This is a genomic window from Rhodococcus sp. As11, assembly GCF_048957735.1.
Classification (GTDB): Bacteria; Actinomycetota; Actinomycetes; order Mycobacteriales; family Mycobacteriaceae; genus Rhodococcus; species Rhodococcus gordoniae.
In genome coordinates this window covers 191233-214917 of record NZ_JARDJE010000007.1, presented here as the reverse complement: position 1 = coordinate 214917, position 23685 = coordinate 191233, and the positions used below count along the sequence as shown (strand labels likewise).

Annotated in this window: 23 protein-coding genes and 1 tRNA gene; 13 read left to right on the top strand and 11 right to left on the bottom strand. The window is 67.1% G+C overall.

Annotated elements, in window-relative coordinates:
* Positions 1-56 precede the first annotated feature (56 nt).
* Entirely contained in the window at positions 57-1187 is a 1131-nt protein-coding gene (locus PV766_RS12035; RefSeq protein WP_064062472.1) for an AI-2E family transporter, read from the bottom strand.
* 131 nt (positions 1188-1318) lie between these two features.
* A tRNA-Met gene (locus PV766_RS12030) sits at positions 1319-1395 on the bottom strand.
* 201 nt (positions 1396-1596) lie between these two features.
* Between PV766_RS12030 and PV766_RS12025 the strand changes: the two genes are divergently transcribed.
* From PV766_RS12025 to PV766_RS12000, 6 genes are all read left to right on the top strand, one after another.
* On the top strand, positions 1597-3141 hold the full coding sequence (locus PV766_RS12025) for an ABC transporter substrate-binding protein (RefSeq protein WP_421097077.1): 1545 nt from the start codon (positions 1597-1599) through the stop codon (positions 3139-3141).
* Positions 3142-3172: 31 nt separating this feature from the next.
* Positions 3173-4711, top strand: coding sequence for an ABC transporter substrate-binding protein (locus PV766_RS12020; RefSeq protein WP_064062474.1), 1539 nt, complete (start codon positions 3173-3175; stop codon positions 4709-4711).
* Positions 4712-4775: 64 nt separating this feature from the next.
* Complete coding sequence (locus PV766_RS12015) at positions 4776-5723, top strand: ABC transporter permease (protein ID WP_016931573.1); 948 nt, start codon at positions 4776-4778, stop codon at positions 5721-5723.
* On the top strand, positions 5720-6622 hold the full coding sequence (locus PV766_RS12010; protein WP_421097076.1) for an ABC transporter permease: 903 nt from the start codon (positions 5720-5722) through the stop codon (positions 6620-6622). Before PV766_RS12015 ends, PV766_RS12010 begins: the two co-directional genes overlap by 4 nt.
* Entirely contained in the window at positions 6619-7605 is a 987-nt protein-coding gene (locus tag PV766_RS12005) for an ABC transporter ATP-binding protein (protein WP_064062475.1), read from the top strand. The genes PV766_RS12010 and PV766_RS12005 overlap by 4 nt, the downstream gene beginning before the upstream one ends.
* Positions 7602-8636 carry an ABC transporter ATP-binding protein gene (locus PV766_RS12000; protein ID WP_129975360.1) on the top strand — a complete coding sequence of 345 codons (1035 nt, stop codon included), beginning with the start codon at positions 7602-7604 and terminating at the stop codon, positions 8634-8636. The genes PV766_RS12005 and PV766_RS12000 overlap by 4 nt, the downstream gene beginning before the upstream one ends.
* On the opposite strand, the gene PV766_RS11995 is transcribed toward PV766_RS12000, so the two are convergent.
* The 6 genes from PV766_RS11995 to PV766_RS11970 all read right to left on the bottom strand — a co-directional run bounded on the left by PV766_RS11995 (position 8598) and on the right by PV766_RS11970 (position 13170).
* Positions 8598-9428, bottom strand: a complete 831-nt coding sequence (locus tag PV766_RS11995) for an SDR family NAD(P)-dependent oxidoreductase (RefSeq protein WP_421097075.1) — start codon at positions 9426-9428, stop codon at positions 8598-8600. The genes PV766_RS12000 and PV766_RS11995 overlap by 39 nt on opposite strands.
* The gene (locus PV766_RS11990; protein ID WP_064062478.1) at positions 9428-9910 is read right to left on the bottom strand and encodes a nuclear transport factor 2 family protein; all 483 of its coding nucleotides are present in this window, start codon (positions 9908-9910) and stop codon (positions 9428-9430) included. The genes PV766_RS11995 and PV766_RS11990 overlap by 1 nt, the downstream gene beginning before the upstream one ends.
* A 100-nt stretch (positions 9911-10010) precedes the next feature.
* The gene (locus tag PV766_RS11985) at positions 10011-10631 is read right to left on the bottom strand and encodes an LON peptidase substrate-binding domain-containing protein (RefSeq protein WP_064062479.1); all 621 of its coding nucleotides are present in this window, start codon (positions 10629-10631) and stop codon (positions 10011-10013) included.
* Positions 10631-11104 carry a DUF309 domain-containing protein gene (locus tag PV766_RS11980; protein ID WP_064062480.1) on the bottom strand — a complete coding sequence of 158 codons (474 nt, stop codon included), beginning with the start codon at positions 11102-11104 and terminating at the stop codon, positions 10631-10633. The genes PV766_RS11985 and PV766_RS11980 overlap by 1 nt, the downstream gene beginning before the upstream one ends.
* 49 nt (positions 11105-11153) lie before the next feature.
* Positions 11154-11888, bottom strand: coding sequence for an ESX secretion-associated protein EspG (locus PV766_RS11975; RefSeq protein WP_129975364.1), 735 nt, complete (start codon positions 11886-11888; stop codon positions 11154-11156).
* A gap of 4 nt (positions 11889-11892) precedes the next feature.
* Positions 11893-13170, bottom strand: coding sequence for a PPE domain-containing protein (locus PV766_RS11970; protein WP_129975366.1), 1278 nt, complete (start codon positions 13168-13170; stop codon positions 11893-11895).
* Between the two features lie 519 nt (positions 13171-13689).
* Here PV766_RS11970 and PV766_RS11965 point away from each other — a divergent pair.
* The 3 genes from PV766_RS11965 (at position 13690) to PV766_RS11955 (ending at position 15561) form a co-directional block, all read left to right on the top strand.
* Entirely contained in the window at positions 13690-14451 is a 762-nt protein-coding gene (locus PV766_RS11965) for an SDR family NAD(P)-dependent oxidoreductase (RefSeq protein WP_129975367.1), read from the top strand.
* Between the two features lie 30 nt (positions 14452-14481).
* The gene (fabG, locus tag PV766_RS11960) at positions 14482-15240 is read left to right on the top strand and encodes a 3-oxoacyl-ACP reductase FabG (RefSeq protein WP_421097074.1); all 759 of its coding nucleotides are present in this window, start codon (positions 14482-14484) and stop codon (positions 15238-15240) included.
* Between the two features lie 108 nt (positions 15241-15348).
* Complete coding sequence (locus PV766_RS11955) at positions 15349-15561, top strand: DUF4287 domain-containing protein (RefSeq protein ID WP_016931585.1); 213 nt, start codon at positions 15349-15351, stop codon at positions 15559-15561.
* 13 nt (positions 15562-15574) lie between these two features.
* On the opposite strand, the gene PV766_RS11950 is transcribed toward PV766_RS11955, so the two are convergent.
* Positions 15575-16687 (bottom strand): CaiB/BaiF CoA transferase family protein, encoded by a 1113-nt coding sequence (locus PV766_RS11950; RefSeq protein ID WP_421097073.1) that lies wholly within the window; start codon positions 16685-16687, stop codon positions 15575-15577.
* Positions 16684-17871, bottom strand: coding sequence for an acyl-CoA dehydrogenase family protein (locus PV766_RS11945; protein ID WP_129975373.1), 1188 nt, complete (start codon positions 17869-17871; stop codon positions 16684-16686). The genes PV766_RS11950 and PV766_RS11945 overlap by 4 nt, the downstream gene beginning before the upstream one ends.
* Before the next feature lie 144 nt (positions 17872-18015).
* On the opposite strand from PV766_RS11945, the gene PV766_RS11940 reads away from it, so the two are divergent.
* Entirely contained in the window at positions 18016-19023 is a 1008-nt protein-coding gene (locus tag PV766_RS11940; protein WP_129975375.1) for a LacI family DNA-binding transcriptional regulator, read from the top strand.
* Between the two features lie 6 nt (positions 19024-19029).
* Here the strand turns inward: PV766_RS11940 and PV766_RS11935 are convergent, their stop codons facing one another.
* Complete coding sequence (locus tag PV766_RS11935) at positions 19030-20367, bottom strand: serine/threonine protein kinase (RefSeq protein ID WP_129975377.1); 1338 nt, start codon at positions 20365-20367, stop codon at positions 19030-19032.
* 156 nt (positions 20368-20523) lie between these two features.
* Between PV766_RS11935 and PV766_RS11930 the strand changes: the two genes are divergently transcribed.
* From PV766_RS11930 to eutC, 3 genes are all read left to right on the top strand, one after another.
* On the top strand, positions 20524-21390 hold the full coding sequence (locus tag PV766_RS11930) for an SGNH/GDSL hydrolase family protein (RefSeq protein WP_129975379.1): 867 nt from the start codon (positions 20524-20526) through the stop codon (positions 21388-21390).
* A 120-nt stretch (positions 21391-21510) separates the two neighbouring features.
* Complete coding sequence (locus tag PV766_RS11925) at positions 21511-22923, top strand: ethanolamine ammonia-lyase subunit EutB (RefSeq protein ID WP_129975381.1); 1413 nt, start codon at positions 21511-21513, stop codon at positions 22921-22923.
* Positions 22920-23684, top strand: a complete 765-nt coding sequence (eutC, locus tag PV766_RS11920; protein WP_129975383.1) for an ethanolamine ammonia-lyase subunit EutC — start codon at positions 22920-22922, stop codon at positions 23682-23684. Before PV766_RS11925 ends, eutC begins: the two co-directional genes overlap by 4 nt.
* The last annotated feature ends 1 nt before the right edge of the window (position 23685 follow it).

Sequence of the window (23685 nt, the reverse complement as noted above, 5' to 3'; positions counted from 1 at the left end):
ACAACGACGGCGGGGCCGGGCGCGAGGAGATCGTGCGACCGGCCCCGTCTCGCTTCTCAGTCGTAGTCGTCACTGTCGGCCGTGAGGTCGGGGCTGTCCGGGTCCGGCTCCTCCCCGCCCACCTCCGGGATCAATTCGTAGCGGTGCCCGAAGGACTCGACGAGCGCCTGCAGGATCGCGACCACCGGCACGGACACCAGAGCGCCGACCGGGCCGAACAGGGTGGCACCGACGATCACCGAACCGAATGCCACCGCGGGGTGGATCGATACGGTGCGGGCCGTGATGCGTGGGTGCAGCACGTAGTTCTCGACCTGCTGGTAGATCGTGCCGAAGGCGATCACCCACACGCCGTCGAGCGGTTGCTGCACCGCGGCGATGAGCGCGGGGAGACCGATTGCGAGATAGGTACCGATGGTCGGGATGAACTGCGAGACCACCCCGGTCCAGATCGCGAGCGGAAGCCAGTACGGAACGCCGATGATCAGGAAGAAGATTCCCGTGAAGATCGACGAGGCGGCGGCGAGGATCAGCCGGGAGACGACGTAACCGCCGGCCTTCTCCACCGAGGTCTCCCACACGTTCGCGATCAACTGCTGTTGCCGGGCGGGGAACCAGCTCGCGATCGTCCGCCGCATCTGCGGCCCCTCCGCAGACATGTAGAAGACGAACAACAGCAGCGTCAGGATCTGGAACAGGGCACCGACCAGGGTGCTGAGGACGCCGAGCACACCGGGCGTGAACCGTTGCGCCAGATCACGGAGCGTGTCGGGCGTGATCTTGAGCAGCTCGTCCCCGGTCTTGAAATTCGTGTCGAAAGTGCGGTTCGCCCAATCGGTGAGGCGTGTGAGCGCATCCGGAAGTGTGGTGAGCAACTGGGCGATCTGGTCGAACAGGAGCGTGCCGAACACCGCGAAGAACCCGATGGTGAGTGCGATCAGGGAGAACAACACCAGGCCGGTGCCGGCACCGCGACGCATCCCGAACCGTTCGAGCCGATCGACGATCGGTTCGATGGTGATGCTGAACAACCATGCCAGGAACAGCAGGCCGAGGAAGCCTTTCAGATTGTGGAACAGCCAGCCCGACATCTGATAGAAGGCGACGGCCAGCAGCACACCGACGATCGTGGGCCGGAGCCAACGGGGAGTCCGTGGTCGATCGGCGACGGTCGCGCGCTTGGCCATCCCACCCTCCCGCTCTGCAGAGACTCTGCCGCGAAATCTACTCGGTGAGCGCGGCCGGGGGGAGCCGTACCGAGACCGAGGAGCATCCACAAAAGAACCGGCCCGGACTCGTGTGAGTCCGGGCCGGTCGGTGGTAGCGGGGACAGGATTCGAACCTGCGACCTCTGGGTTATGAGCCCAGCGAGCTACCGAGCTGCTCCACCCCGCGTTGCATGTCCAACCATACACGACTTCCGAGGGCGCGTTGACCACCCCTCGTCCGTAGAACGTCCCCGTGCTTGCCGATCTCGATCAGCGGGACCTGCAGAGTGTGACGCGTCACAGACTCATAGGTTCGGTCGGTAATCGGGCAGCCGTGGTACGGCTGCCCGAAACCGGTCTGTACGAACATTTTCGAGAGAGGGGCGGCATGGCTGTTGTGTCGAGGAGGTCGCCGATCCGCTTGTGGGGAGCGGCGATCGGAGCCTGTGCAGTCCTGCTCACCGCGTGCGGTTCGACTCCCACCGAGAACTCCGGGGTCGCCGATCCTGCCGTGCCGCTGCACTATGCCACCGTCTTCGGAGTCTCGTCGTTCGATCCGCACAAGACGCGGATCACCAGCGACGCCACCATGCTCAACATGGTCTACGACCGCCTCGTCCACCGTGACGCAGCCGGGCAGCCGGTGCCCGGACTCGCCGAATCGTGGGAGATCGACGAGAGGTCGTTGACCCTCCACCTGCGGGAGGGGTTGACCTTCTCCGGTGGCGCCGTCCTCGACGCCGACGCCGTCGTCGCCAATCTCCGACGTGCGCTCGAGCCGGACTCGATCACGGCGCCGATGCTGGCGGGTGTGAGTGGGGTCGCCGCATCGGACGACCGCACGGTCGTGGTGAGCTTCGACGGTCCGGGTGCTCAGTACGTGCTGGCGCTGTCGGATCTTGCCGGGATGGTCGTCGATCCCGGAGCCTTCGGAAACCCGGACAAGGATGCACGACTCGCCCTCACGCCCGCAGGGGCGGGACGGTACGTCCTTGCGGCGTCCCGACCGGGCGCCGAGTACGAGTTCACCGCCAGGGCGGACTACTGGGACCCGGAGGCGATCGGCACCGACACCTTCGTCTGGACGGTGATGACCGATCCGCAAGCGCGTCTCAGCGCGGTGTCGGCCGGAGACATCGACGTCGCCATCACCACACCCCTGATGATCGACGCCGCCGAACAGCAGGGCCTTCGAGTGGAGACCGCACTTCGGCTCGACCACATGGCGCTGAATTTCAACCGGACCCGCAGCGAGTTCGGCAAGCTCGAGGTACGCAAGGCCATCGCACACGCAATCGACCGTCAGGCCATCGCGGACACGGCGATGGAGGGCCACGCCGAAGCGGCGACGCAGAACTTCCCGAAGGACTACTTCGCGTACGACCCGGATCTCGCCGACGACTACCGATACGATCCCGAGAAGGCGCGGCAGCTGCTGGCCGATGCGGGGCTGCCGAACGGATTCTCGTTCACTGCCATCCTGCTGAATCTTCCCGAGAACGTGCAGGTGGCGCAGATCGTGCAGCAGCAACTCGCACAGGTCGGCATCGACATGAAGCTCGAGCCGCTGCCCCCGTCGGATGCGTCGCCGACCTTCTACCGGGGGGACGCCGATGCCTTTCTCACGACCTTCACCGGCCGTTCCGATCCGGCGCTGCTGCTGTCCGCGCTCTTCGGGGAGAATTCACCGCAGAACCCTTCCCGCACCACTGCACCGGGCTTCCGGGAGGCGCTGGACGCCGCCAACCGTGAGACCGACCTGCAGGTTCGGGGGGACAGGCTCGGAGAGGTCTCGAAGACCGTCTCGGACAACGTCCTTGCTGTGCCCTTGGTCTTCTTCGAACTCGGATCGACGCTCACTGATCGGGTCGTCGGATACGAAACGAACCTGTTGATCGACGAATGGCGTGGCGTCGGCATCGCCGCGTCCTGACCGTCGACCGCTCCAGAAACGAAGGAATCTCATGTCTCGTAAATCGTTGACCTCGGTCGTCGCCGCGTTCGCCGCCGCGCTTCTGCTCGCCGGCTGTGGGACGTCGGCTGCAACCGACAGCACCGCGGAGATCGACCCGCAGGTACCCCTGCGTTATGCCACGACATACGGTGCGTCGTCCTTCGATCCGCACAAGACTCGGATCACCAGCGATTCGACCATGCTGAATCTCGTCTACGACCGTTTGGTGCATCGCGACCGGAACGCCGATCCGGTGCCCGGACTCGCCGAATCCTGGGAGTTCTCCGAGGACGGATCCACGTTGACCCTGAAGCTGCGTCAGGGCGTGACCTTCTCGGACGGCACACCGCTCGATGCGCCTGCCGTGGTGGCGAATCTCCGTCGCGCGCTGGAACCCGACTCGATCACGGCCGCGATGCTCGCCGGCGTCGAATCGGTCGAGGCGTCCGACGCACACACCGTGGTGCTCCGACTGAACGGACCGGGCGGACAGCTCGTGCTCACGCTGTCGGATCTGCCGGGAATGATCGTCAACCCCAACGCTTTCGGAAGCCCGGACAAGAATGCGGCGCTCGTACTGCAACCGGCGGGAGCCGGCCGGTACACGGTGACCGAATCCCAGCCGGGCGCTCAGTACAGTTTCGTCGCCCGCGACGACTACTGGGATCAGGAAGCGTTGCAGGCAGAGCACTTCGAGTGGGTCGTCATGACCGATCCGCAGACCCGTGTGAATGCCGTCGCCTCCGACCAGCTCGACGCGGCGATGGCGACGCCGATGTCGCTCGACCCTGCCGAGCAGCAGGGACTGCAGACGAATGTGCAGACCAGCCTCAACAACTACGTTCTCAACCTGAATCGGACCCGGAGCGAGTTCGGCAAGCTCGAAGTGCGTCAGGCCCTGGCCCATGCCGTGGACCGGGAGTCGGTGGTGGAGACCGCACTCGAAGGGCACGGTGAACCCGCGAGCCAGAACTTCCCCGCGGGATATTTCGCCCACAACGACGACCTCGACGATCAGTACGCATTCGACCCCGACAAGGCGAAGCACCTGCTCGACACCGCGGGTGTCCCGAACGGATTCTCCTTCGTGGCGGGTGTGTCCAACCTTCCCGAGAACCAGATGATCGGGCAGATCCTGCAGGAGCAACTCGCACGGGTCGGCATCACCATGGAGATCCGCTCCATGACGCCGACGGACCTCAACCCCGCCTTCAACCGGGGAGAGCTCGATGCCATCCTCACCACGCTCGTCGGCCGCGCCGATCCCTCCCTGCTGCTGACCTCGTTCTACGGTCAGGATTCCCCGCAGAACCCGTCCCACGATGCGATCCCCGGTTTCCGGGAGGCCATGGAAGCGGCCAACCGCGCCACCGACCCCGCAGAACGCGCGGTGCGCCTCGGTGAAGTGAACGCCGTGGTGATGAACTATGCGGCAATGCTGCCGATCGCGTTCGCCGAGCTGGGTGCCGTCGCCTCGGACAGGCTGGTGGGTTACGAACCCAACCGGGTGGTCGACGAGTGGCGTGGTGTCGGCGTGGCCGCCCCCTGACAGGCAGTCGCACGGTCCCATGACCGTGATCGTCACGGATCCGTGAAACCACAGGGAGTGCAGAATGTTTCGGATTATCGGTCAGCGCCTGCTGGCGATCGTCCCGCTGTTGATGATCGCCACCGCCATCACATTCGGTCTGATCTTCCTGATCCCCGGCGATCCGGCACACCGGATCGCCGGGGAGTCGGCGACGCCTCAGCAGATCGAGGCGGTCCGCGAGGAACTCGGCCTCGACCAGCCGGTCCTCGTGCAGTACTTCGATTTCCTGTTCGGAGTCGTTCGCGGCGACCTCGGTACGAGCTTCACCTATCAGGCGCCCGTGCTGGACATGATCGTCGACCGCCTGCCGGTGACGTTCTCGCTGGCGATGGTGGCCGTGGTCGTGGCGCTGCTCGTCGGGATCCCGGCCGGCATCGTCGGGGGCAGCCGGCCCGGTAGCTGGCAGGATCGTGCCACCGGCGTGGGATCGACGCTCGGAGTCGCCACGCCGAACTTCGTCCTGGGTCTGCTCCTCGTGCTCGTCTTCTCGCTGACCCTGCGCGTCCTGCCGGCCACCGGCTACACCCCCCTCGCCAAGGGAGTGTGGCCGTGGCTCAGTCACCTGTTGCTGCCTGCCGTCGCACTGGGACTGGCCGCGGCGGCCGAGATCGCCCGCCAGTTGCGCGGCTCCATGATCGAGGTGATGCAGCAGGACTACGTCCGCACCGCCACCGCCAAGGGCCTGAGCCGGCGCAGCGTCCTGTGGAAGCATGCCCTGAAGAACGCCTTCATCCCGACGGCAACGGTCCTGGGCATGCAGATCGCCTTCCTGCTCGGTGGCACGGCCGTCATCGAATCCGTCTTCGGACTGAAAGGCCTCGGAGATTTCGCGGTGCAGGCGGTGCTCTCCGGCGACCTGCCCGCGATCCAGGGAGTCGTGATCTTCGGCGTCTTCGCCACCGTGATCATGAGCCTGCTCGTCGACATCTCCTACGGCTACCTCAATCCGAGAACAAGGAGCGCCGCATGAGCGACCTCACCGTCTCCACGCCGGTGGAGAACACGACCGTGGCCACCGGCGAATCTCCACGCCGCAGATTCCTGCGGCGGTTCCGGAATCGTCCCGGAGCCGTCGTGGCGGCCGTCTTCCTCCTGCTGATCGCCGTCCTCGGATTGCTCGCCCCGCTGATCGCACCGTACGACCCGATCGTCCAGGACCTGACCGCGCGTCGCCTGCCTCCGCTGTCGGACGGATATCTGCTCGGTACGGACAATCTGGGTCGAGACACACTGTCCCGGTTGCTGTACGGTGCGCGCGTCGCGGTCTCCGCCGCGATCATCTCGGTGTCCGTCGGACTGCTCATCGGGGTCGTGCCCGCCCTGATCGCGGGCTTTCTCGGCGGCTGGTGGGACACGATCCTCTCCCGTGTCGCCGATGCCTTCCTGAGCTTCCCGCCGCTGCTGCTGGCGATGGCCATCGTCGGCGTGATGGGTACCAATCTCACCAATGCGATGATCGCGATCGGAATCGTGTTCGGCCCCAGATTCTTCCGTGTGGTACGTGGAGCCGTCATCGGAGTACGCGAGAGCACCTTCATCGAGGCCTCGCGCAGTATCGGAACCCCGACCACACGGATCGTGCGTATGCATGTCCTTCCGCACACGTTGTCTCCGTTGATCGTTCAGATCAGCTTGGCGTGCGGTTTCGCTCTGCTCGCAGAGTCGTCACTCAGCTTCCTGGGATTGGGTGTCCAGCCACCGGAGGCGAGCTGGGGCCGCATGCTCGCGGAGGGGCGTGAAGCATGGAACTACACGGCCTGGCCGGTGGTCATTCCCGCCCTGACAATCATCCTGGCCGTACTGGCCTGCAACACCCTCGGCGACGGAATCCGTGATTCGGTGGGCCGCGAGAACCGGAGCGAACGATGACCGAACCACTGCTGCGCGTCGACGGCCTCGGCGTCGAATTCGCGACCGGTTCCGGCTGGACATCGGTCCTGCAGGACGTCTCCTTCGATGTGGCGGCCGGTGAACTCGTCGGTCTCGTCGGCGAATCCGGCTCGGGGAAATCCGTCACCTGCTCGTCGGTCCTCCGATTGTTGCCGGCGAACCAGTCCCGCACCGTCTCCGGAAACATCCGGTTCCGTGGGCGCGACCTGCTGGCGATGCCGGACCGCGAACTCGCCGACGTGCGCGGCAACGACATCGCGATGATCTTCCAGGAACCGATGACGAGCCTGAACCCGGTCTTCACGGTCGGTGACCAGATCTCCGAGGTGGTGCGGCGGCACCGACGCGTGAACCGGAAGGCCGCGCTGGCGCGCGCCGTCGAGGTACTCGACCTCGTCGGGATTCCGAATGCGGCCCGCCGGGTACGTCAGTACCCGCACGAGTTCTCCGGGGGCATGCGACAGCGGGTCATGATCGCGATGGCGCTCGCGTGCGAACCGTCCCTCCTCATCGCCGACGAGCCCACCACCGCGCTCGACGTCACGATCCAGGCTCAGGTGCTGGACCTGATCCGGGACATGGCCGAGCGGTTCGACATGGGTGTGTTGTTCGTGACCCACGATCTCGGGGTGGTGGCCGACCTGTGCACGGAGGTGGTCGTCATGTACGCCGGGCAGGTGGTCGAGAAGGCCCGCACCGAGGAACTCTTCGCAGCTCCGAAACATCCGTACACCCAAGGCCTGTTGCGGTCGGTTCCGACCATCGACGGTCGCAGCGACCTGCACACCATTCCCGGCTCCCCGCCCGCACCCGGCACGATGCCGGCGGGTTGCCGCTTCGGGCCGCGCTGCGCGCACCATCTCGACGAATGCGACACGGTGATACCGCTTCATGCGCTGGGGAACGAGCGCGTCTCGCGTTGCGCACGGGTGAACGATCTGATGCTGGAGGGAAACCGATGACCGCCGAACTCGTCGACATCGAGACCAGGCAGCCACTGCTGACGGTTCGTGGGCTGCGCGTGGAGTTCCCCGTCGGGGGGCGGATGTCGCGTCGCAAGCAGGTGGTGCGTGCCGTGGACGAGGTCGACTTCGACATCTTCCCCGGCGAGACGTTCGCTCTGGTCGGTGAATCGGGTTCGGGCAAGTCGACGACGGCTCGGGGAATCCTGCGACTCGTCGATGTCGCCGAGGGTTCGGTGGTGCTCGACGGTGTCGACGTGACCGCGCTGGACAGAAGCGAACTGCGCAGCGCGAGACGTCATATGCAGATGGTGTTCCAGGACCCGTATTCGTCGTTGGATCCGTCGCACACCGTCGGGGATGCGATCGCCGAACCCCTGCAGGTGCATACCGATCTCACCGAGGACGAACGCCGGCGCAAGGTCGGCCGGCTGCTCGAACAGGTCGGATTGCGCGCCGAGCACGCCGACCGGTATCCGTACGAGTTCTCCGGTGGGCAACGTCAGCGCATCGCGATCGCGCGGGCCATCGCGGTGGAACCGAAACTGGTGGTCGCAGACGAGGCCGTCAGCGCACTCGATGTCTCGACGCAGAACCAGGTTATCGCTCTGCTCGAGCAGCTTTCCGCGGAGCTGGGCATCGCCTACCTGTTCATTGCACACGATCTGGCGGTGGTGCGTCACATCGCCCACACCACGGCCGTGATGTATCTGGGACGGATCGTCGAGTGGGGACCGACGGAGCGCCTGTTCACCGAACCGGCCCATCCCTACACGCAGGCTCTGCTGTCCGCGGTCCCCGTTCCGGATCCGGCGCGCCAGCGCCGCCGCGAACGCATCCGTCTGGACGGGGAGCTGCCCGATCCGGCGAACCCGCCGACCGGTTGCGCGTTCAGCACTCGCTGCCCGCTGGTCATGCCGGTGTGCCGGGAGGTGCGACCTGCGGTCACCGAAGTGGTAGGTGGCGGCCGGGTGGCCTGCCACCTGCACACATCAGAACAGCGGCCCGCCCCCGAAGATCTCCCGGTGTGAAGCGGGTTGGTTGCCTCCGACATCGACGATGCCGTAATCGAGGGCGGCCTCGGCGGTGACGAGGGTGCGGCCGCTGCGTGCGTTCACCTCGGGATCGGTTGCGAGAGCGACGATCACCCGCCCGATGAACTCGGGGGTTTCGGCATCGGCCAACGAGAAGCCTTCGAAGTTGTCGATGCCACGGGCGAGCATGGCTTCGTTCTTCACCAGGCCCGGCCACAGCGACAGGGTGGTGACCCCCGTTCCGCGGAGTTCGACGGCCATGTCGGCGGCCATCTTGTCCAGGCCGGCCTTCGACATGCCGTAGAGCACCGAGTGCAGATAACCGCGCGTACCGAACGACGAGATGTTGACGATCATCCCGTCGCCGCGCGGCACCATCAGCTGTGCGGCTTCGACGGAGGCCACATAGTGTGCGCGGAGCCCGACGTCGATCAGGCTGTCCCAGTCGCTGATCGGACGCTTCCAGAACGGTTCGGAGAACCCCGCGAAGCCCGGCGGTGACGCCCACACGTTGTTGACGAGCAGATCGAGCCGGGAGTCCTGTTCGTCGGCGATCCGGCGGAACAGGTCGTGGATCTGCGCGTCGTCGCGGTGATCGCACTGCACCGCGATGCCTCGGCCGCCGCGGGCGGTGATCTCCGCCGCGGTGTGGTCGAGCGGACCGTCGACGTCGACCGGGCCACGGGCGGTGACGTAGACGGTCCAACCGTCGGAACCGAGAGCGCACGCGATGCCCTTGCCGACACTGCGACTCGCGCCGGTGATCAGCGCCACCTTTGCTTCTGCCATCACTGCACCACTTCCACGTCGTCGGTGAGGGCCCGCTGGATCGACCACAGGACCTTCACGTGGCAGCGGGAGATCTTCCATGTGCCGTTCTCGACCACGTAGTCGTCGTCGTAGTCGAGCGCGGTGACCCGTTCGGTGCGGGCGCGCAGATCCACTTGCCGGAACCGCAGCGTCCAGGCGCCGGTGGCGGTACCGGGTCCGGTGAGGTGGATGCTCGGATGCATGCCGTGATGCATGTCGAGCACGACGTAACGGTCGTCGAGCCGTTCGAGGGCGATGCGTGAGTAGATGTCGATCAGGGCGTCGGCGTCGTCGAAGCTGCCCAGCGCGGGTCCGTAGTAGATGTCGGCGCGCCCTGCGACGAAGCATCCGCGCATCGCTTCCGGGTCCTTGGCGTCGCACGCCCGGAAGTAGCGATGCTTGAGCATCCTGATCTCTTCGAGGGCTTCGAGCCGGGCCAGCCTTTGCTCGACGGTATCCATCGGTGTGCCTTCCGGTCGGGAACGAGCAGTGCCACGGACCCTAGCCCGCAACCGGGTGGTCACAGGAGGCGTGTTCCCGTTGACCGGACGGCCTGATATCTCAGCCCTTCAGCTTCCATTCCGCGAGATCGACTGCGGTGGATATCGCTTCGAGCAGCACCGCCATGCGTTCGGCCGGACCGGGTGCGGCGAGCACTGCATAACGGTCCGCTTCCCCCATCGGCACGTACCGGGCGAGGGCGAACAGTCGCGCGCCGGGATCGTCCGGCAGCTCGGTGGTGGCGGGAGGTAGCGGGGCCCGGCCGTCGGTGAGGCGATCGAGTACCCCGTACAGCCGGCCCATCGGTCCGGTGATCGCGGCGAAATCCACCGGCCCCGAATCGGTGTCGGGCCAGGGCTCCACCTCCGCGCGCGGGTAGGGATCGTCGGGAAGCCATCGGGTGACGCGAATGCGTTCCTCTGCAATGCATTCGAGTTCACGACGACCTGCACCGACCTCGTCGTCGACCACGATCCGTGCGACGGTACCGACATCGTGTCGCTGCTCGCCTCCGCCCACCTCGTGTCCCCGGGCGATGAGAACGACACCGAAGCGAGGGCCGTCCGGCGAGGCCGCGCAGTCCTGGACGAGTTGCAGATATCTCGGTTCGAAGATGCGTAGCGGCAGGTCGGATCCGGGAAGCAGCGCGGTGCCGAGCGGGAACATGGGAAGTATCGGCATCAGGGCATCCTCAGGCGCGGGGTCGGGGGAGCGGGAACGGTTTCGTCGCGAGCGATCTCGGTGAGCAGATGATCGGCCCAGCTCGAGAGACCGTCGATGTCGAGCCGGTACGGCGGTTCGTCCTCGTAGTGCCGCACCCGGGCCTGCCCCTGCTTCAACAGTGACGCGGCCCCCGTCGGGTTGCCCCGGAGCAGATGGGTCAAACCGACGGCGAGCTGGGCGAGACCCTGCCAGAGGGGACGTTCTTCGGGCGGCGCCTTCTTCCACATCGCCTCGAAGACCTCGTGCGCGTGGAAAGGGAAACCGTGATCGAGGAGACGCTGACCTTCGGCGATGGTCTCCTCGACATCGAGGTCGATATCGTCGGGAATGCGTTCGACGCCTTCTTCGCCCGGCGGCAGCGGGCGCCCCAGGGCGTCGCGCGGACGCGCGTTCTGCGGCCTGCCGTCGGGTGTGCGGTCCCGGTCCGTCATGTCGCCAGCCTAGACGACAGGCCTGTTCGGTGAGGGGTCCGAACGACGCTCAGTACGGCCGGAGGACGCCGTTCCGACCTTCGGGGGACAGCCTGGACAGTTGCGTCGACAGTTCCCGGACGAATGCGTCGACGGTGCCCGGGGCGACACGGAGATCGGTACCGGGATGGAAGAGATACCGGCCGTCGTCCACGACGTCGAACCAGCCGATGTCGGCGACGGGTGTGTACCCCGGATGTGCGTACCGCAGGATGCGGATGCTGCCGGTGGCCGAGCGTTCGCGACGCAGCAACCGGCGCAACGACTCTGCGTGCGTGCCACCCGCCGGACGGCGGACTGCTCCGGCTTCGGATGGTTCGAGCACCTCGCGGCTCGGCGCGGTGCATGCCGGTTCGCGGCCCGCGGCCACGACCGGCAGTTCCCCGACGATCGCGCCCGCGAGGTCGGTGGTCGTGGTGATGCGGATATCGCCTGCGACGGGAGTCTGACGGGCGAGGACGGCCTGCTCGCCGGTCGCGGCGGCGCGGACGAAGACCTCGCACGCCGGATCCGTCGAACGGCCGTAGACCTCCACCGCAATCCGGCCGGTCAGCAGGATGCGCATCGCGTCGTCGAGGGCAGGGTCGGGTGTCTCGTTCCGCCACGCCCGGGCGGCCCGCAGGTTCGCGGCGTGCTCGTCCTCCCACATGACCGAGGTTCGGTAGCGCAGCGGGAAGGGGAAATCGTCGCCGCCCGCGGCGGTCCAGGAGGCCAGGAATCGGTCGGGTGTGAGGTGCCGGTTCACAGCCTCAGGCCCCCAGAACCGGCGGGGCGGTGTCGGGCAACGACCCGATCAGTTCGTTCCCGTTGTCGCTGGTGACGAGATAACTCGCCACGCGTTTGTCCTGCTCGTCGCCGCGGGACGAGGCGGGCGGGACCATTCCCGGCATCATCCCGAACGGGCGAGCGCCTGCGCCGCGAGTCGCGGCAGCAGCGGGTCGACCGGCCACACCGCCGGTGGGCGCGGCTCCCGCGACGAGCGGGGAGGGACCGGCCGCAGGTGACGCCCCGCCGGCCGAGCCGCCACCCGGTAGACCACCCCCGACACCTCCACCCGTCCCGGCGGACGGAGAACCGTACGAGTGACCTGTCGGGTTTCCCGGGGCGCCGGTCGCAGTGGGGGAGGCGGCCGCAGGAGTGGTCGCCGCAGGATCGTTCGAACCTGCTCCACCGGCGGAATCGGAGTTGTTCGCGCGTGCGCCCGGGTCTTCTCCGAGAGTCTCCGCGGGCGTACGGTTCTCCGCCTCCGCGGGTGTCGGCCCGTCCGGACCTCCTCCGTTCCTACTCGGGATCCCCGCCGTGCCACCCTCCGCCTGGGTGCCGCCGATCGCCGACGTGCCGTAGCTCTGAGGAACGAAGCCCTCGGTTGCTCGACTCGTGGTGGCGGCATACGGCGAGGGCAGTACCGGGACCGCCGAGCCGGAATCGCGGTAGTACGGCTTGTAGAGCGCCTCCATCACCCGCACGGCCTGGGCGCGAGCGGCCTCCTCCTGCCGGGCCGCGGCGGCACCCGCGACGGGATCGAGCGCGTACAGGAGCGACGACGTGTTCGCCGAGGGCGGGGGGACGGACGATCGCACCCGCTCACCGACGTCGGCGGCGATGCGGAGCTTCTCGGACGTCGCGCGTGCGGCATCGGACAGTTGCTGTGCGGATTCGCCGAATCGCACGGTCGCGTCCATGGCAGCGTCGGCCGCCGCACCCTCCCAGTGCTGGGAGACGAGCTTTCGGATCATCAGCGTGCCCCACGCGACCGTGAGACTGAAACCCTTTCCGAGCTCGGCCCATTCGGTGGCCAGGGTGGTCATCGCGACGGGGTTGATGCTCTGGGACAACCGGTGGATGTCGGCGTGCTCCATGCCGTGGAAGTTCTCGAACGCCGCGATGTACTCGGGATCGACGCCCACGTCGATGCGTGCGGCCAGTGTGTCGTAATTGGACTGCCGGCGGGCGACGGAATCGGGGGCCGGGGCGTCGACCCCGAGCGACACCGACAGTCGGTCGACGACGTTGTCATTGATGGACATGGACGACAGCTCCCCTCAGATGCTCTCGCGTCTCGAGGAGCCGACGGCGGCGCGATATCCCCCTGCCCACGTAGATCCCCCCGATCCGATGGTGGCGACGATGCTAACGCACGGCACCCACCAGGCGCAGGGCAAGATCGGCATACGGGGCGCTGATGATCGCAGCGTCGTCGTAACGGCCCGAGGGCCTCGGATCCGCCGACGACATCGTCCCATGCATCGCTCACGAAGGTCTTCCGCTCCTGTCCGGCTGCTGTTGACAAGCCCGCTACGGCATCGCACGATAAGCAAGCGCTTAGAAGTAAGCCAGTGCTTATCGACTTGGTAACGGTGGGTGCGACGCGGAGTCCTCTCCGCGCTGCAGCGTTCGCGGCAGCATAGGATCCGCCGAGGAGAAGAATAGGATCTGGCTCTGAAACGCAGTGTTGTTCAACAAAATTGGATACAGGCTGTTTGGTGGATGAGATGACCGTCGGCTGTACAGTTCCTGTAGGCCCCGTCACAGCGAGGAGATGACGTATGTCCGTGCTCGACCGCTTCCGTCTCGACGGCCGCGTTGCCATCGTCACCGGTGCCTCTTCGGGCCTCGGTGTCGCGTTCGCCCGAGGGCTGGCCGAGGCGGGAGCCGATGTCGTGCTCGCCGCACGCCGGGTCGACCGACTCGAGAAGACCGCCGAGCTGGTCCGCGAAGCCGGACGGCAGGCCGTCACGGTCGAGACCGACATCGCCGATCCCGAACAGGCCCAGCGCATGGTCGATCAGGCCGTCGAACAGCTCGGTCGGGTCGACATCCTCATCAACAATGCGGGGATCGGCACGGCCGTCCCCGCCACCAAGGAGACCCCCGAGCAGTTCCGGCAGGTCATCGACATCAATCTCAACGGATCGTATTGGGCGGCACAGGCCGTCGCCCGGGTGATGCAACCCGGTGGCGCGATCGTCAACATCTCGTCGGTTCTCGGTCTCACCACGGCAGGTCTGCCGCAGGCCGCGTACTCGGCCAGCAAGGCGGGCGTCATCGGCCTCACGCGCGACCTGGCGCAGCAGTGGGGAGCGAGGAAGGGGATCCGCGTCAACGCCATCGCGCCGGGCTTCTTCCGCACCGAGATGACCGACGAGTACCAGCCCGGATACCTCGATTCCATGAAGCAGCGGATCATTCTCGGCCGGACGGGGGATGCCGAGGAGATCGCAGCTACCGCCGTGTGGTTGGCGTCCGACGCCGCCGCTTACGTCACCGGTCAGACCATCGCCGTGGACGGCGGACTCACCATCACCTGACGGCACCACCCATCCCTACGGAGGAACGCTATGAGCACACAACCCCGCACTGCCATCGTCACCGGAGCCGCACGCGGTATCGGCGCAGCCGTCGCGAAGCGTCTCGCCGGCGACGGGTACCGGGTCGCCGTCCTCGACCTCGACGAATCCGCCTGTGAAGACACCGTTTCGGCCATCGAGTCCGCCGGGGGCAAGGCGCTCGCCGTAGGAGCCGACGTCTCCGACGAGAAGTCCGTCGCCGCTGCCGTCGAGAAGGTCGCCACCGAACTCGGCGAACCCACCGTCCTGATCAACAATGCCGGCATCACCCGCGACAACCTGCTGTTCAAGATGACCGTCGACGACTGGGACGCCGTCATGAACGTGCACCTGCGTGGCGCCTTCCTCATGACGCGTGCCGTCCAGGGCTACATGGTCGACGCCGAGTTCGGCCGCATCGTCAACCTCTCGAGCACGTCGGCCCTCGGTAACCGCGGCCAGGTCAACTACTCCGCAGCCAAGGCCGGCATGCAGGGTTTCACCAAGACCCTCGCGATCGAGCTGGGCAAGTTCGGTGTCACCGCCAACGCCATCGCGCCGGGCTTCATCGCCACCGAGATGACCGCCGCGACCGCCGAGCGTCTCGGCGTGTCGTTCGACGACTTCAAGTCGAACGTCGCGGCCGACATCCCGGTCGGCCGCATCGGCGAGGTCGACGACATCGCCCACACCGCATCGTTCCTCGCGTCCGAGGGCGCGGGCTTCGTGTCCGGTCAGGTCATCTACGTGGCCGGTGGCCCGAAGGCCTGATCCACTTCCGTACCTCCGCGGCGCCGCGTCCCATCCGGGACTGCGGCGCCGCGGTCGTTTTCAGCGGATCGGACGGAACTTGTCGGTCGCCCTGGTTAACCTTCCGGCATGAGCGAGAAGGTCAAGGGACCCGAGTCGTATTTCCCGTCGATCGAGCAGAAGTACGGGCGCCCGATCGAGGAGTGGAAGACCATGATCCGCGCGTCGGATCTCGGCAAGCACATGGAGCTGGTGAACTGGCTCAAAGAAGAACACGGCATGGGCCACGGGCACGCCAACGCTCTCGTCGCGCACACTCTGAAGGAACAGAGCCCCGACTGACGAGAGCGTCCGTCTACGGCAACCGCGGGGGCGGCGTGCGGTAGGTCGCGGGGGTGGCGCTGAGCCGGATCGGGTTGGCGATCTGGCGCAGCGGAGCGTCCCGCTCGGGATCGTCGATCGACACCACCGGCGACAGGCCGAGTCGTTCGGCAAGCGCGACCGCGTCGGCGATGTCGTTGAGCGGACCACACGGCACTCGGGCGGCGGTCAGTGCGTCGAACCACACATCGGCCGTCTCGGCCGAGAGCAACTCGTCGATGATCTTCGTCAATTCCTCTCGGTTCGCTACGCGGGCGGTGTTCGTGGTGAACCGGTCGTCGGAGGCGAGTTCCGGAGCTCCGAGGACCTCGGCCAGCGAAGCGAACTGACGATCGTTGCCGACGGCGAGGACGAACGGCCGGTCGGCGGTGTGGAACACCTCGTAGGGCGCGATGCTCGGATGACGATTGCCCATGGCCTTCGGCACCACACCCGCCGCGACGTAGCCGGACGACTGGTTCGCCAGCGCCGACAGCAGGGACGACAGCAGGTTCACCTCGACCCGCTGTCCTTCCCCGGTGCGGTCGCGATGCCGCAGTGCGGCGAGAATGCCCACCGCAGCGTGCATTCCGGTGATGACGTCGACGACGGCGACACCGACCTTCGTGGGTGTCGCCGGGTCGGGTCCGGTGATGCTCATCAAGCCGCCGACGGCCTGGATGAGCAGGTCGTAACCGGGCAGATCGTTGTGTCCGCCGAAGCCGGTGATCGACGCGTAGACGATGCCGGGGTTGAGTTCCCGGACCTGCTCGTAGCCGAGTCCGAGCCGAGTCATCGTGCCGGGCAGGAAGTTCTCGACGACGACGTCGGCACGGAGCACGAGATCCCGGGCCCGGTGGAGTCCGCCTTCGGTGGTCAGATCGATGGCCACCGACTTCTTGTTGCGGTTGACGCCGAGGAAGTAGGTGGACTCCTCGCCCACCCAGGGCGGACCCCAGTGCCGGGTGTCGTCCCCGAAGCCGGGGCGTTCGATCTTGACGACCTCTGCCCCGAGGTCGGCGAGCAGCATGGTGGCGTACGGGCCGGCGAGCACGCGACCGAAGTCGGCGATCACCAGCCCCTCGAGCGCGCCGGGAACGGCGGTCACCGGAAGGCCGCCTCACCGGTCAGCGCCTTGCCGATGGTCAGCTGGTGGACCTCGGAGGTGCCCTCGTAGGTCAGCACCGATTCGAGATTGTTGGCGTGACGGATGACGGGGTACTCGAGCGTGATGCCGTTGGCGCCGAGGATGGTCCGGCACTCGCGGGCGATGGCGATGGCCTCGCGCACGTTGTTGAGCTTGCCGAGGCTGACCTGCTCCGGGGCGATTTCGCCGCGGTCCTTGATGCGGCCGAGGTGATAGGCGAGCAGGTGGCCCTTGCCGACCTCGAGCGCCATGTCGGCGATCTTGGCCTGGGTGAGCTGGTAGCCGGCGAGCGGCTTGTCGAACACCTCGCGCGACCGGGCGTAGTCGATCGCGGTCTCCAGGCAATCGCGGGCCGCGCCGATCGCACCGAAGACGATGCCGAAGCGGGCCTCGCCGAGCGAGGTGAGTGGTCCGCGCAGCCCCTCGGCCTTCGGCATCATCGCCGAGACGGGCAGACGCACGTCGTCGAGGACGAGCTCCGAGGTGACCGAGGCGCGCAGCGACAGCTTGGCGTGGATCTCCGGTGCGGAGAAGCCGGGGGTATCGGTGGGGACGACGAAGCCGCGGATACCCTTGGCGCCTTCTTCGAGGTCGGTCTGTGCCCAGACGACGGCGACGTCGGCGATCGAGCCGTTGGTGATCCACATCTTGGTGCCGTTGAGGATCCAGTCGTCACCGTCGCGCTTGGCGTTGGTGCGCATCCCGGCAGGGTTGGAGCCGAAGTCGGGTTCGGTCAGACCGAAGCAGCCGATGGCCTCGCCGGCGGCCATGCGAGGGAGCCATTCCTGCTTCTGCTCCTCGCTGCCCCAGTGGTGGATGGAGAACATCGCCAGCGAGCCCTGCACGGAGACGAGGCTGCGGATGCCGGAGTCGACGGCCTCGAGCTCGAGGCAGGCCAGGCCGTAAGCGGTGGCGCTCATGCCGGCGCAACCGTAACCGTCGAGGTGCATGCCCAGCACGCCCAGCTGCCCGAGCTCCTTGGCGAGTTCGCGGGCCGGGAGCTTCGCTTCCTCGAACCACTGGGCCACGTGAGGGCGGATGCGCTCGTTGCCGAACTTGCGGACGGTGTCGCGGATGTCGATCTCCTCCTGCTCGAGGAGGGAGTCGAGGGCGAAGAGCTGGGGCAGCGACTGAACGTGGGACATGGCTTTCTCCGGTGGTCGAGGAAACGTTTGTCAGAACGATTGCGAGAACGTTTGCACGAACGATTGCATGGCATACGCTAAGGGCATGTTCCGGGCTCGTCAACCCGGAAAGCGAACTCGATGTGAAACAAGCAGGAGAGCCGAATGCCCCGTCCGGACCGCGCCCCGACACTCAAGGAGATCGCCGAGCGCGCCGGCGTTCACGTCTCGACGGCCTCGCGGGTGTTGCGCCAGCCCGAACCGGTCGACGGCTGGTCGGACTCCGCCCAGCGGGTGCGGGAGGTAGCGGCCGAACTGGGATATCGGCCCAACCTGTGGGCAGCGAGCCTGCGCACCCGCAAGACCACGACTCTCGGCGTCGTCATGCCGCGGCTCACCGACGGCGTGGTCGCCACCACCTACCAGGGCATCGAGGAAGCCGCCACGAAAGCGGGCTATTCGGTGTTGCTGTCGAGTCCACCCGACGATCTCGAGGCACAACGTCGCGCCATCGCGCTGCTGGTGGGCCGCCAGGTCGACGGTCTGCTGTTGAGCAGCCTGCACCTTCCCGGTCGTCCGTTCGTCGAGTCGCTGGCACTCGGATCGCTGCCCATCCTGGCGGTCACCCGCCATGCCGACGCGGGGTTGCCGTTCGTGGTGGGCGACGACTACCGAGGGGGAGCGCTGGCCGCCCGGCACCTGCTCGACCGTGGTTACGACGACCTGGCGATCATCGCCGGTCCCGACCACGCCAGCACCGCCCACGACCGCCGCGACGGCTTCGTCGACACCCTGAAGGAAGCGTCGGTGTCACTGCCGCCCGAGCGGATCGTGCGGTCGAGCTTCGACGTCGCCGGGGGTGTGGAGGCCGCCGGTGCACTGCTGGATCGTCCGGATCGTCCCCGCGCGATCTTCGCGGTCAGCGACACCATCGCCATCGGCATCCTCGGCGTCGCCCGCGACCTGGGTCTGTCCATCCCCGGCGATCTCGCCGTGGTCGGTTACAACGACATCCCCGTCGTCGCGCAGCTGCCGGTGCCACTCACCACCGTGCGTTCACCCGCGCACGATATCGGGGAGACCGCCATCGAGCGGCTGCTCGAACTCGTGCGCGACGGGGAAACGGAGTCGACGCGACTTCCCGTCGAACTCGTGGTGCGCGGATCGAGCTGAGCGGCCTCAGCCGTTGCCGTTGCCGTTGCCGCGGCCGCTGTTCCCGTTCCCGTTCCCGTTCCCATTACCGTTGTTGCCGTTGCCGTTCCCGTTGTTGCCCCGGGAATTGCCGCTGCCGTTCCCGTTGTTGTTGCCGGGCCCGTTGTTCCCGCGGGACTCCGGTCCGGACCTCGTGGGCACGGAATCGGTCGGTGGTGCGACGGGGACGGTCTCCGGGACGGGCGCGATCGGAGTCTCGACTGCGGTGCTCGCCGGAACGACCCCGGAGTCGGTGGGCTGGGGGATCTCGGTCGTCGCCGGTATCCGTCGAGGAAGCGACGCGGAGGTGCCCGAAGTGGCGGTTTCCGGAGTTGCGGCAGGCGGAGAGGCGGAATCCCGTCCGAATCCCAGCGCGAGGCCGCCCACGGTGATCGCTCCGACCAGCGTCAGTCCCGTCGCGAGGAGAACTCCACGAGGACGATCCGTGGATCTGTGTGCGGTGGTTGTCGGGCCGGCTACGGATCCTGCCGGCAGGCGGGACGTCGCGGCAGAGTATTCGCTGGAATTCCTCAGCGCCGAGAGCATCTCGCGTGCAGTGCGGAATCGGTCGGAAGGCTCACGTGCCATGGCCCGCTCGATCACCGCGACGAGTCCCGGATGGACATCCGGACGGAGCTCGGGCAGTGGCTGCGGTAGGTCGTGTGTGATGGCCCGTGCCAGCGCGAGGATGTTGTCCTCGGCGAACGGCCTCCGCCCGCACAGGGATTCGTAACCGACGATCCCCACCGCGTACAGATCGTCCGTCACGGACGCGGCATGTCCGGTGATGCGGTCCGGGCTCAGGTAGGCGACGGTCCCCACGAGTTCACCGGTGCGGGTGAGGTCGTCGCCGACGCTCTTGGCGATGCCGAAGTCGGCGACCTTGATCTCGCCGTTCTCTGTGATGAGCACGTTCGCCGGCTTGATGTCCCGATGGAGGATCCCTGCGTCGTGTGCGGCGACGAGAGCCTCGAGAATGCTGACGAGCACGGTGCGTACCCGATCGCCGGGCAGGGGTCCGCGAGAGATGTCGTCTGCGAGGGTGCGGCCGGGGAGCCGTTCCATAACGATGTAGGGACGTCCGTCGTGTTCGCCTGTGTCGTACACGGCGACGATGCGAGGGTGGTTCAGGGCCGCGGCCGCCCGGGCCTCGACCTCGAAACGTCGTCGTACGTCCGGTCTGCTGCCGAACTCCCGTCCGAGCAGTTTGACCGCGACGGGCCGGTGGAGGCGAGTGTCCCAACCGTCGTGGATCTCGCCGCTCCCGCCCACGCCGAGTAGACCGCTCAGCTCGTAGCGGCCGTCGAGAACTTTGTGGGCGGTCACAGATGGACGGTAGCCGTTCGAACAGGAAGGTAAACAAAATGTGCTGGTGGGGCGAGGTGCATCCGCGCTTCATCCGGGATCTTTACCCGCTGCTCGTAACGTGTTTGTAATTCGTGCCGATCTCAAGCCGGGAGAACATGCTGTCGGAGGGTCTGGATGAAGACGATTGTGCGAGCCGGGATCGTCGCCGGCATGGCAGCTGCATCGATGGTGTGGCCGGTATCCGCGATGAGCGACCCGGGCAGCGAGCAGGGCATTCGCTACGTCGCGCTCGGCGACTCGCGTGCCGCCGGACCCTACCTCGACGCAGCGGCGATGATCAGCGGATGCGCCCGCGCCGACGCGGGATATCCGAATCTCGTCGCGGGTTCGCTGCACCCGGTCGGCTTCGTCAACGTCGCCTGTACGGGTGCGCGCACCGAACACATCACATCCGTCCCGCAGCAGACGTCGACCGGATCGGTCGCCCCGCAGATCGATTCGCTCGCCCCGGACACGAACCTCGTCACATTGAGCATCGGTGGCAATGATGTCGGCTGGTCGGGGATCGTCTCGGCGTGCTACACCGAGCTTCCGGGCGGCGACGCCCACTGCCGCACCGACCCGGGCACCGTCTCGCGCATGGACGCCGCCCTGAGTGCGCTCGGACCGAAGGTCACCGCGACACTCACCGCCGTTCAGCAACGTGCACCGCGCGCACGGGTCCTGCTGGTCGGGCACGGCGGCGTCTTCGGCAACCGGGGTTGCTGGCCGAACATCCCCACCAGCGACGCCGATGCGTCGTTCGTGACGAACTTCTTCTCCCGGATGAACCGTGTGCTCGCCCGGTCCGCCGCCGAGGCCGGTGCCGAGTTCGTCGACGTCATGGCCGGGGCTGAAGGGCACGACGCGTGTGCGCCCTCCGAGCAGCGCTGGTACGAGGGGAGACAGTCGCTGTCGCTGGCGAAGACCCTCCACCCCACCGCGGCGGGGATGCGGCACATGGCGCAACGGGTTACGGACGTCTGGTATCAGCGGGGTTAGGAACCGACGACCAGCGGCGTTTCGTTCGCGACACTCACCGGACACGACGGCGAAAAGATGGAATGCTGCACTCCACTGCGTGCGCACATTCGTCGAACCGGTCCTGCGCGGGAGGCCTCGATGACGATCTACCGGCAACAGCTCGGCGGAACCGGCTACGAGTTCGACGGCCTCGTCGACCTGCTCGGGAAGGCCTCACCGCGCCGCTCGGGCGATGAACTCGCCGGGTGCGCCGCCACCTCGGACGCCGAACGTGCCGCGGCACAGCTGGCTCTGGCGGATCTCCCGCTGACCGCCTTCCTCACCGAGGAGGTCGTCCCGTACGAGACCGACGAGGTGACCAGGCTGATCGTCGACACCCATGACGCGACGGCCTTCGCGCCGGTCTCGCACATGACCGTCGGGGAACTGCGCGACCACCTCCTGGAGGTCGCGGCCCGACCGGACTCGGCCGACGTGTTCGCGGCACTCGCGCCGGGACTCACCCCGGAGATGGTCGCGGCGACCAGCAAGATCATGCGGAACCAGGATCTCATCGCGGTCTCCCGTGCCGCGACCGTGACCAGTGCGTTCCGCACGACCATCGGATTGCCCGGCCGGCTCGCGACACGCCTGCAACCGAACCATCCCGTCGACGATCCGCGTGGGGTCGCCGCGTCCGTCCTCGACGGTCTGCTGATGGGGTGCGGCGACGCGGTCGTCGGCATCAATCCGGCGAGCGACTCGCCGCACGCCGTGTCCGACCTGCTGCACCTGCTCGACGAGATCCGGCAACGATTCGAGATCCCCACCCAGTCGTGCGTGCTCACCCACGTCACCACCACCATCGACCTGATCGAGAAGGACGCACCCGTCGACCTGGTGTTCCAGTCCGTCGCCGGCACCGAAGGCGCCAACCGCAGCTTCGGGGTGGACCTGGCAGTGCTGCGGGAGGGCAACGAAGCCGGCAGGTCGCTGCGACGGGGGACCGTCGGCAGCAACGTCATGTACTTCGAGACCGGGCAGGGCTCGGCGTTGTCGTCGGGCACCCATTTCGGGACCGGGGGCAGACCGGTGGATCAACAGACCCTCGAAGCGCGCGCGTATGCCGTTGCGCGCGAGTTCGATCCGCTGCTCGTCAACACGGTCGTCGGATTCATCGGACCGGAATACCTCTACGACGGCAAGCAGATCATCCGCGCGGGTCTCGAAGACCAGTTCTGCGGCAAACTCCTCGGCCTGCCGATGGGCGTGGACGTCTGCTACACCAACCACGCCGAAGCCGACCAGGACGACATGGACACCCTGCTCACCCTGTTGGCCGTTGCCGGAACAGCATTCGTCATCACCGTCCCGGGCGCCGACGATGTGATGCTCGGCTACCAGTCGCTGTCGTTCCACGACGCGCTGTACGTGCGGGAGGCCGCCGACCTGCGACCGGCACCGGAATTCGAGGACTGGCTACGCAGGCAGGGCATGGCGGACGACGTCGGTCGCATTCTGCCGGTGGACGTCGGCGCCTCCCCGCTGCGCGCACTCGGAGGTGCCCTGTGAGCGACTTGTGGGACGAACTGCGCCGGCACACCCAAGCCCGGATCGGACTGGGACGCACCGGGAACAGCATCCCGACACGTCGTCATCTGGAATTCGTGACGGCCCATGCCGAGGCGCGCGACGCTGTGCACGTCCCGCTCGATGTGCCCGGGATGGTGCGGCGGACGAAGGAACTCGGATTCGGCGATCCGTTGGTCGTGGAAAGCGCAGCGGAAGATCGCAGTACGTATCTGCGACGTCCCGACCTCGGCCGGCAGCTCGCCGAGGGAATCACGCTGCCGCGAGCGGAGGCCGATGTCGGCATCGCGCTGTGCGACGGATTGTCGTCCACTGCCCTCGACGCCCACGGACCCGATCTTCTCGCAGCGATCGTCGCTGCCCTGCCGGGGCTGAGGGTGGCGCCGCCGGTGATCGCGACGCAGGCGCGGGTCGCGCTGGGGGACCATATCGGTGAGCAGCTCGGCGTCACGACGATGCTCGTGATCATCGGCGAACGCCCCGGTCTGTCGGTGGCCGACAGCGTCGGTGTGTACCTGACGTACTGCCCCAGGCCGGGACGCAGTGACGCCGAATGCAACTGCGTGTCGAACATCCACCCGCCCGGCGGGATGACCTACGAGCACGCGGCGCGCGTCGTTGCGGCCCTCGTGAACGGCGCGCGGCAGTTGGGGGCGTCGGGGGTCGCGTTGAAGGACACCTCGCGGGACCCCGCACTCACCGACCCCGCCAGCGGAGCGGGAATCGGTCATCGGAGCGCTTAAT

What these genes read in the sequence shown, in the direction of transcription:
- fabG (WP_421097074.1), top strand. Translation starts at nt 14,482, where the DNA reads ATGAGCACACAACCCCGCACTGCCATCGTCACCGGAGCCGCACGCGGT.
- PV766_RS11985 (WP_064062479.1), bottom strand. Translation starts at nt 10,631, where the DNA reads ATGCCGATACTTCCCATGTTCCCGCTCGGCACCGCGCTGCTTCCCGGA.
- PV766_RS12015 (WP_016931573.1), top strand. Translation starts at nt 4,776, where the DNA reads ATGTTTCGGATTATCGGTCAGCGCCTGCTGGCGATCGTCCCGCTGTTG.
- PV766_RS11945 (WP_129975373.1), bottom strand. Translation starts at nt 17,871, where the DNA reads ATGTCCCACGTTCAGTCGCTGCCCCAGCTCTTCGCCCTCGACTCCCTC.
- PV766_RS11940 (WP_129975375.1), top strand. Translation starts at nt 18,016, where the DNA reads ATGCCCCGTCCGGACCGCGCCCCGACACTCAAGGAGATCGCCGAGCGC.
- PV766_RS12025 (WP_421097077.1), top strand. Translation starts at nt 1,597, where the DNA reads ATGGCTGTTGTGTCGAGGAGGTCGCCGATCCGCTTGTGGGGAGCGGCG.
- PV766_RS11980 (WP_064062480.1), bottom strand. Translation starts at nt 11,104, where the DNA reads ATGACGGACCGGGACCGCACACCCGACGGCAGGCCGCAGAACGCGCGT.
- PV766_RS11965 (WP_129975367.1), top strand. Translation starts at nt 13,690, where the DNA reads ATGTCCGTGCTCGACCGCTTCCGTCTCGACGGCCGCGTTGCCATCGTC.
- PV766_RS12005 (WP_064062475.1), top strand. Translation starts at nt 6,619, where the DNA reads ATGACCGAACCACTGCTGCGCGTCGACGGCCTCGGCGTCGAATTCGCG.
- PV766_RS11930 (WP_129975379.1), top strand. Translation starts at nt 20,524, where the DNA reads ATGAAGACGATTGTGCGAGCCGGGATCGTCGCCGGCATGGCAGCTGCA.
- PV766_RS12035 (WP_064062472.1), bottom strand. Translation starts at nt 1,187, where the DNA reads ATGGCCAAGCGCGCGACCGTCGCCGATCGACCACGGACTCCCCGTTGG.
- PV766_RS11970 (WP_129975366.1), bottom strand. Translation starts at nt 13,170, where the DNA reads ATGTCCATCAATGACAACGTCGTCGACCGACTGTCGGTGTCGCTCGGG.
- PV766_RS11955 (WP_016931585.1), top strand. Translation starts at nt 15,349, where the DNA reads ATGAGCGAGAAGGTCAAGGGACCCGAGTCGTATTTCCCGTCGATCGAG.
- PV766_RS12010 (WP_421097076.1), top strand. Translation starts at nt 5,720, where the DNA reads ATGAGCGACCTCACCGTCTCCACGCCGGTGGAGAACACGACCGTGGCC.
- PV766_RS11990 (WP_064062478.1), bottom strand. Translation starts at nt 9,910, where the DNA reads ATGGATACCGTCGAGCAAAGGCTGGCCCGGCTCGAAGCCCTCGAAGAG.
- PV766_RS12020 (WP_064062474.1), top strand. Translation starts at nt 3,173, where the DNA reads ATGTCTCGTAAATCGTTGACCTCGGTCGTCGCCGCGTTCGCCGCCGCG.
- PV766_RS12000 (WP_129975360.1), top strand. Translation starts at nt 7,602, where the DNA reads ATGACCGCCGAACTCGTCGACATCGAGACCAGGCAGCCACTGCTGACG.
- PV766_RS11925 (WP_129975381.1), top strand. Translation starts at nt 21,511, where the DNA reads ATGACGATCTACCGGCAACAGCTCGGCGGAACCGGCTACGAGTTCGAC.
- PV766_RS11995 (WP_421097075.1), bottom strand. Translation starts at nt 9,428, where the DNA reads ATGGCAGAAGCAAAGGTGGCGCTGATCACCGGCGCGAGTCGCAGTGTC.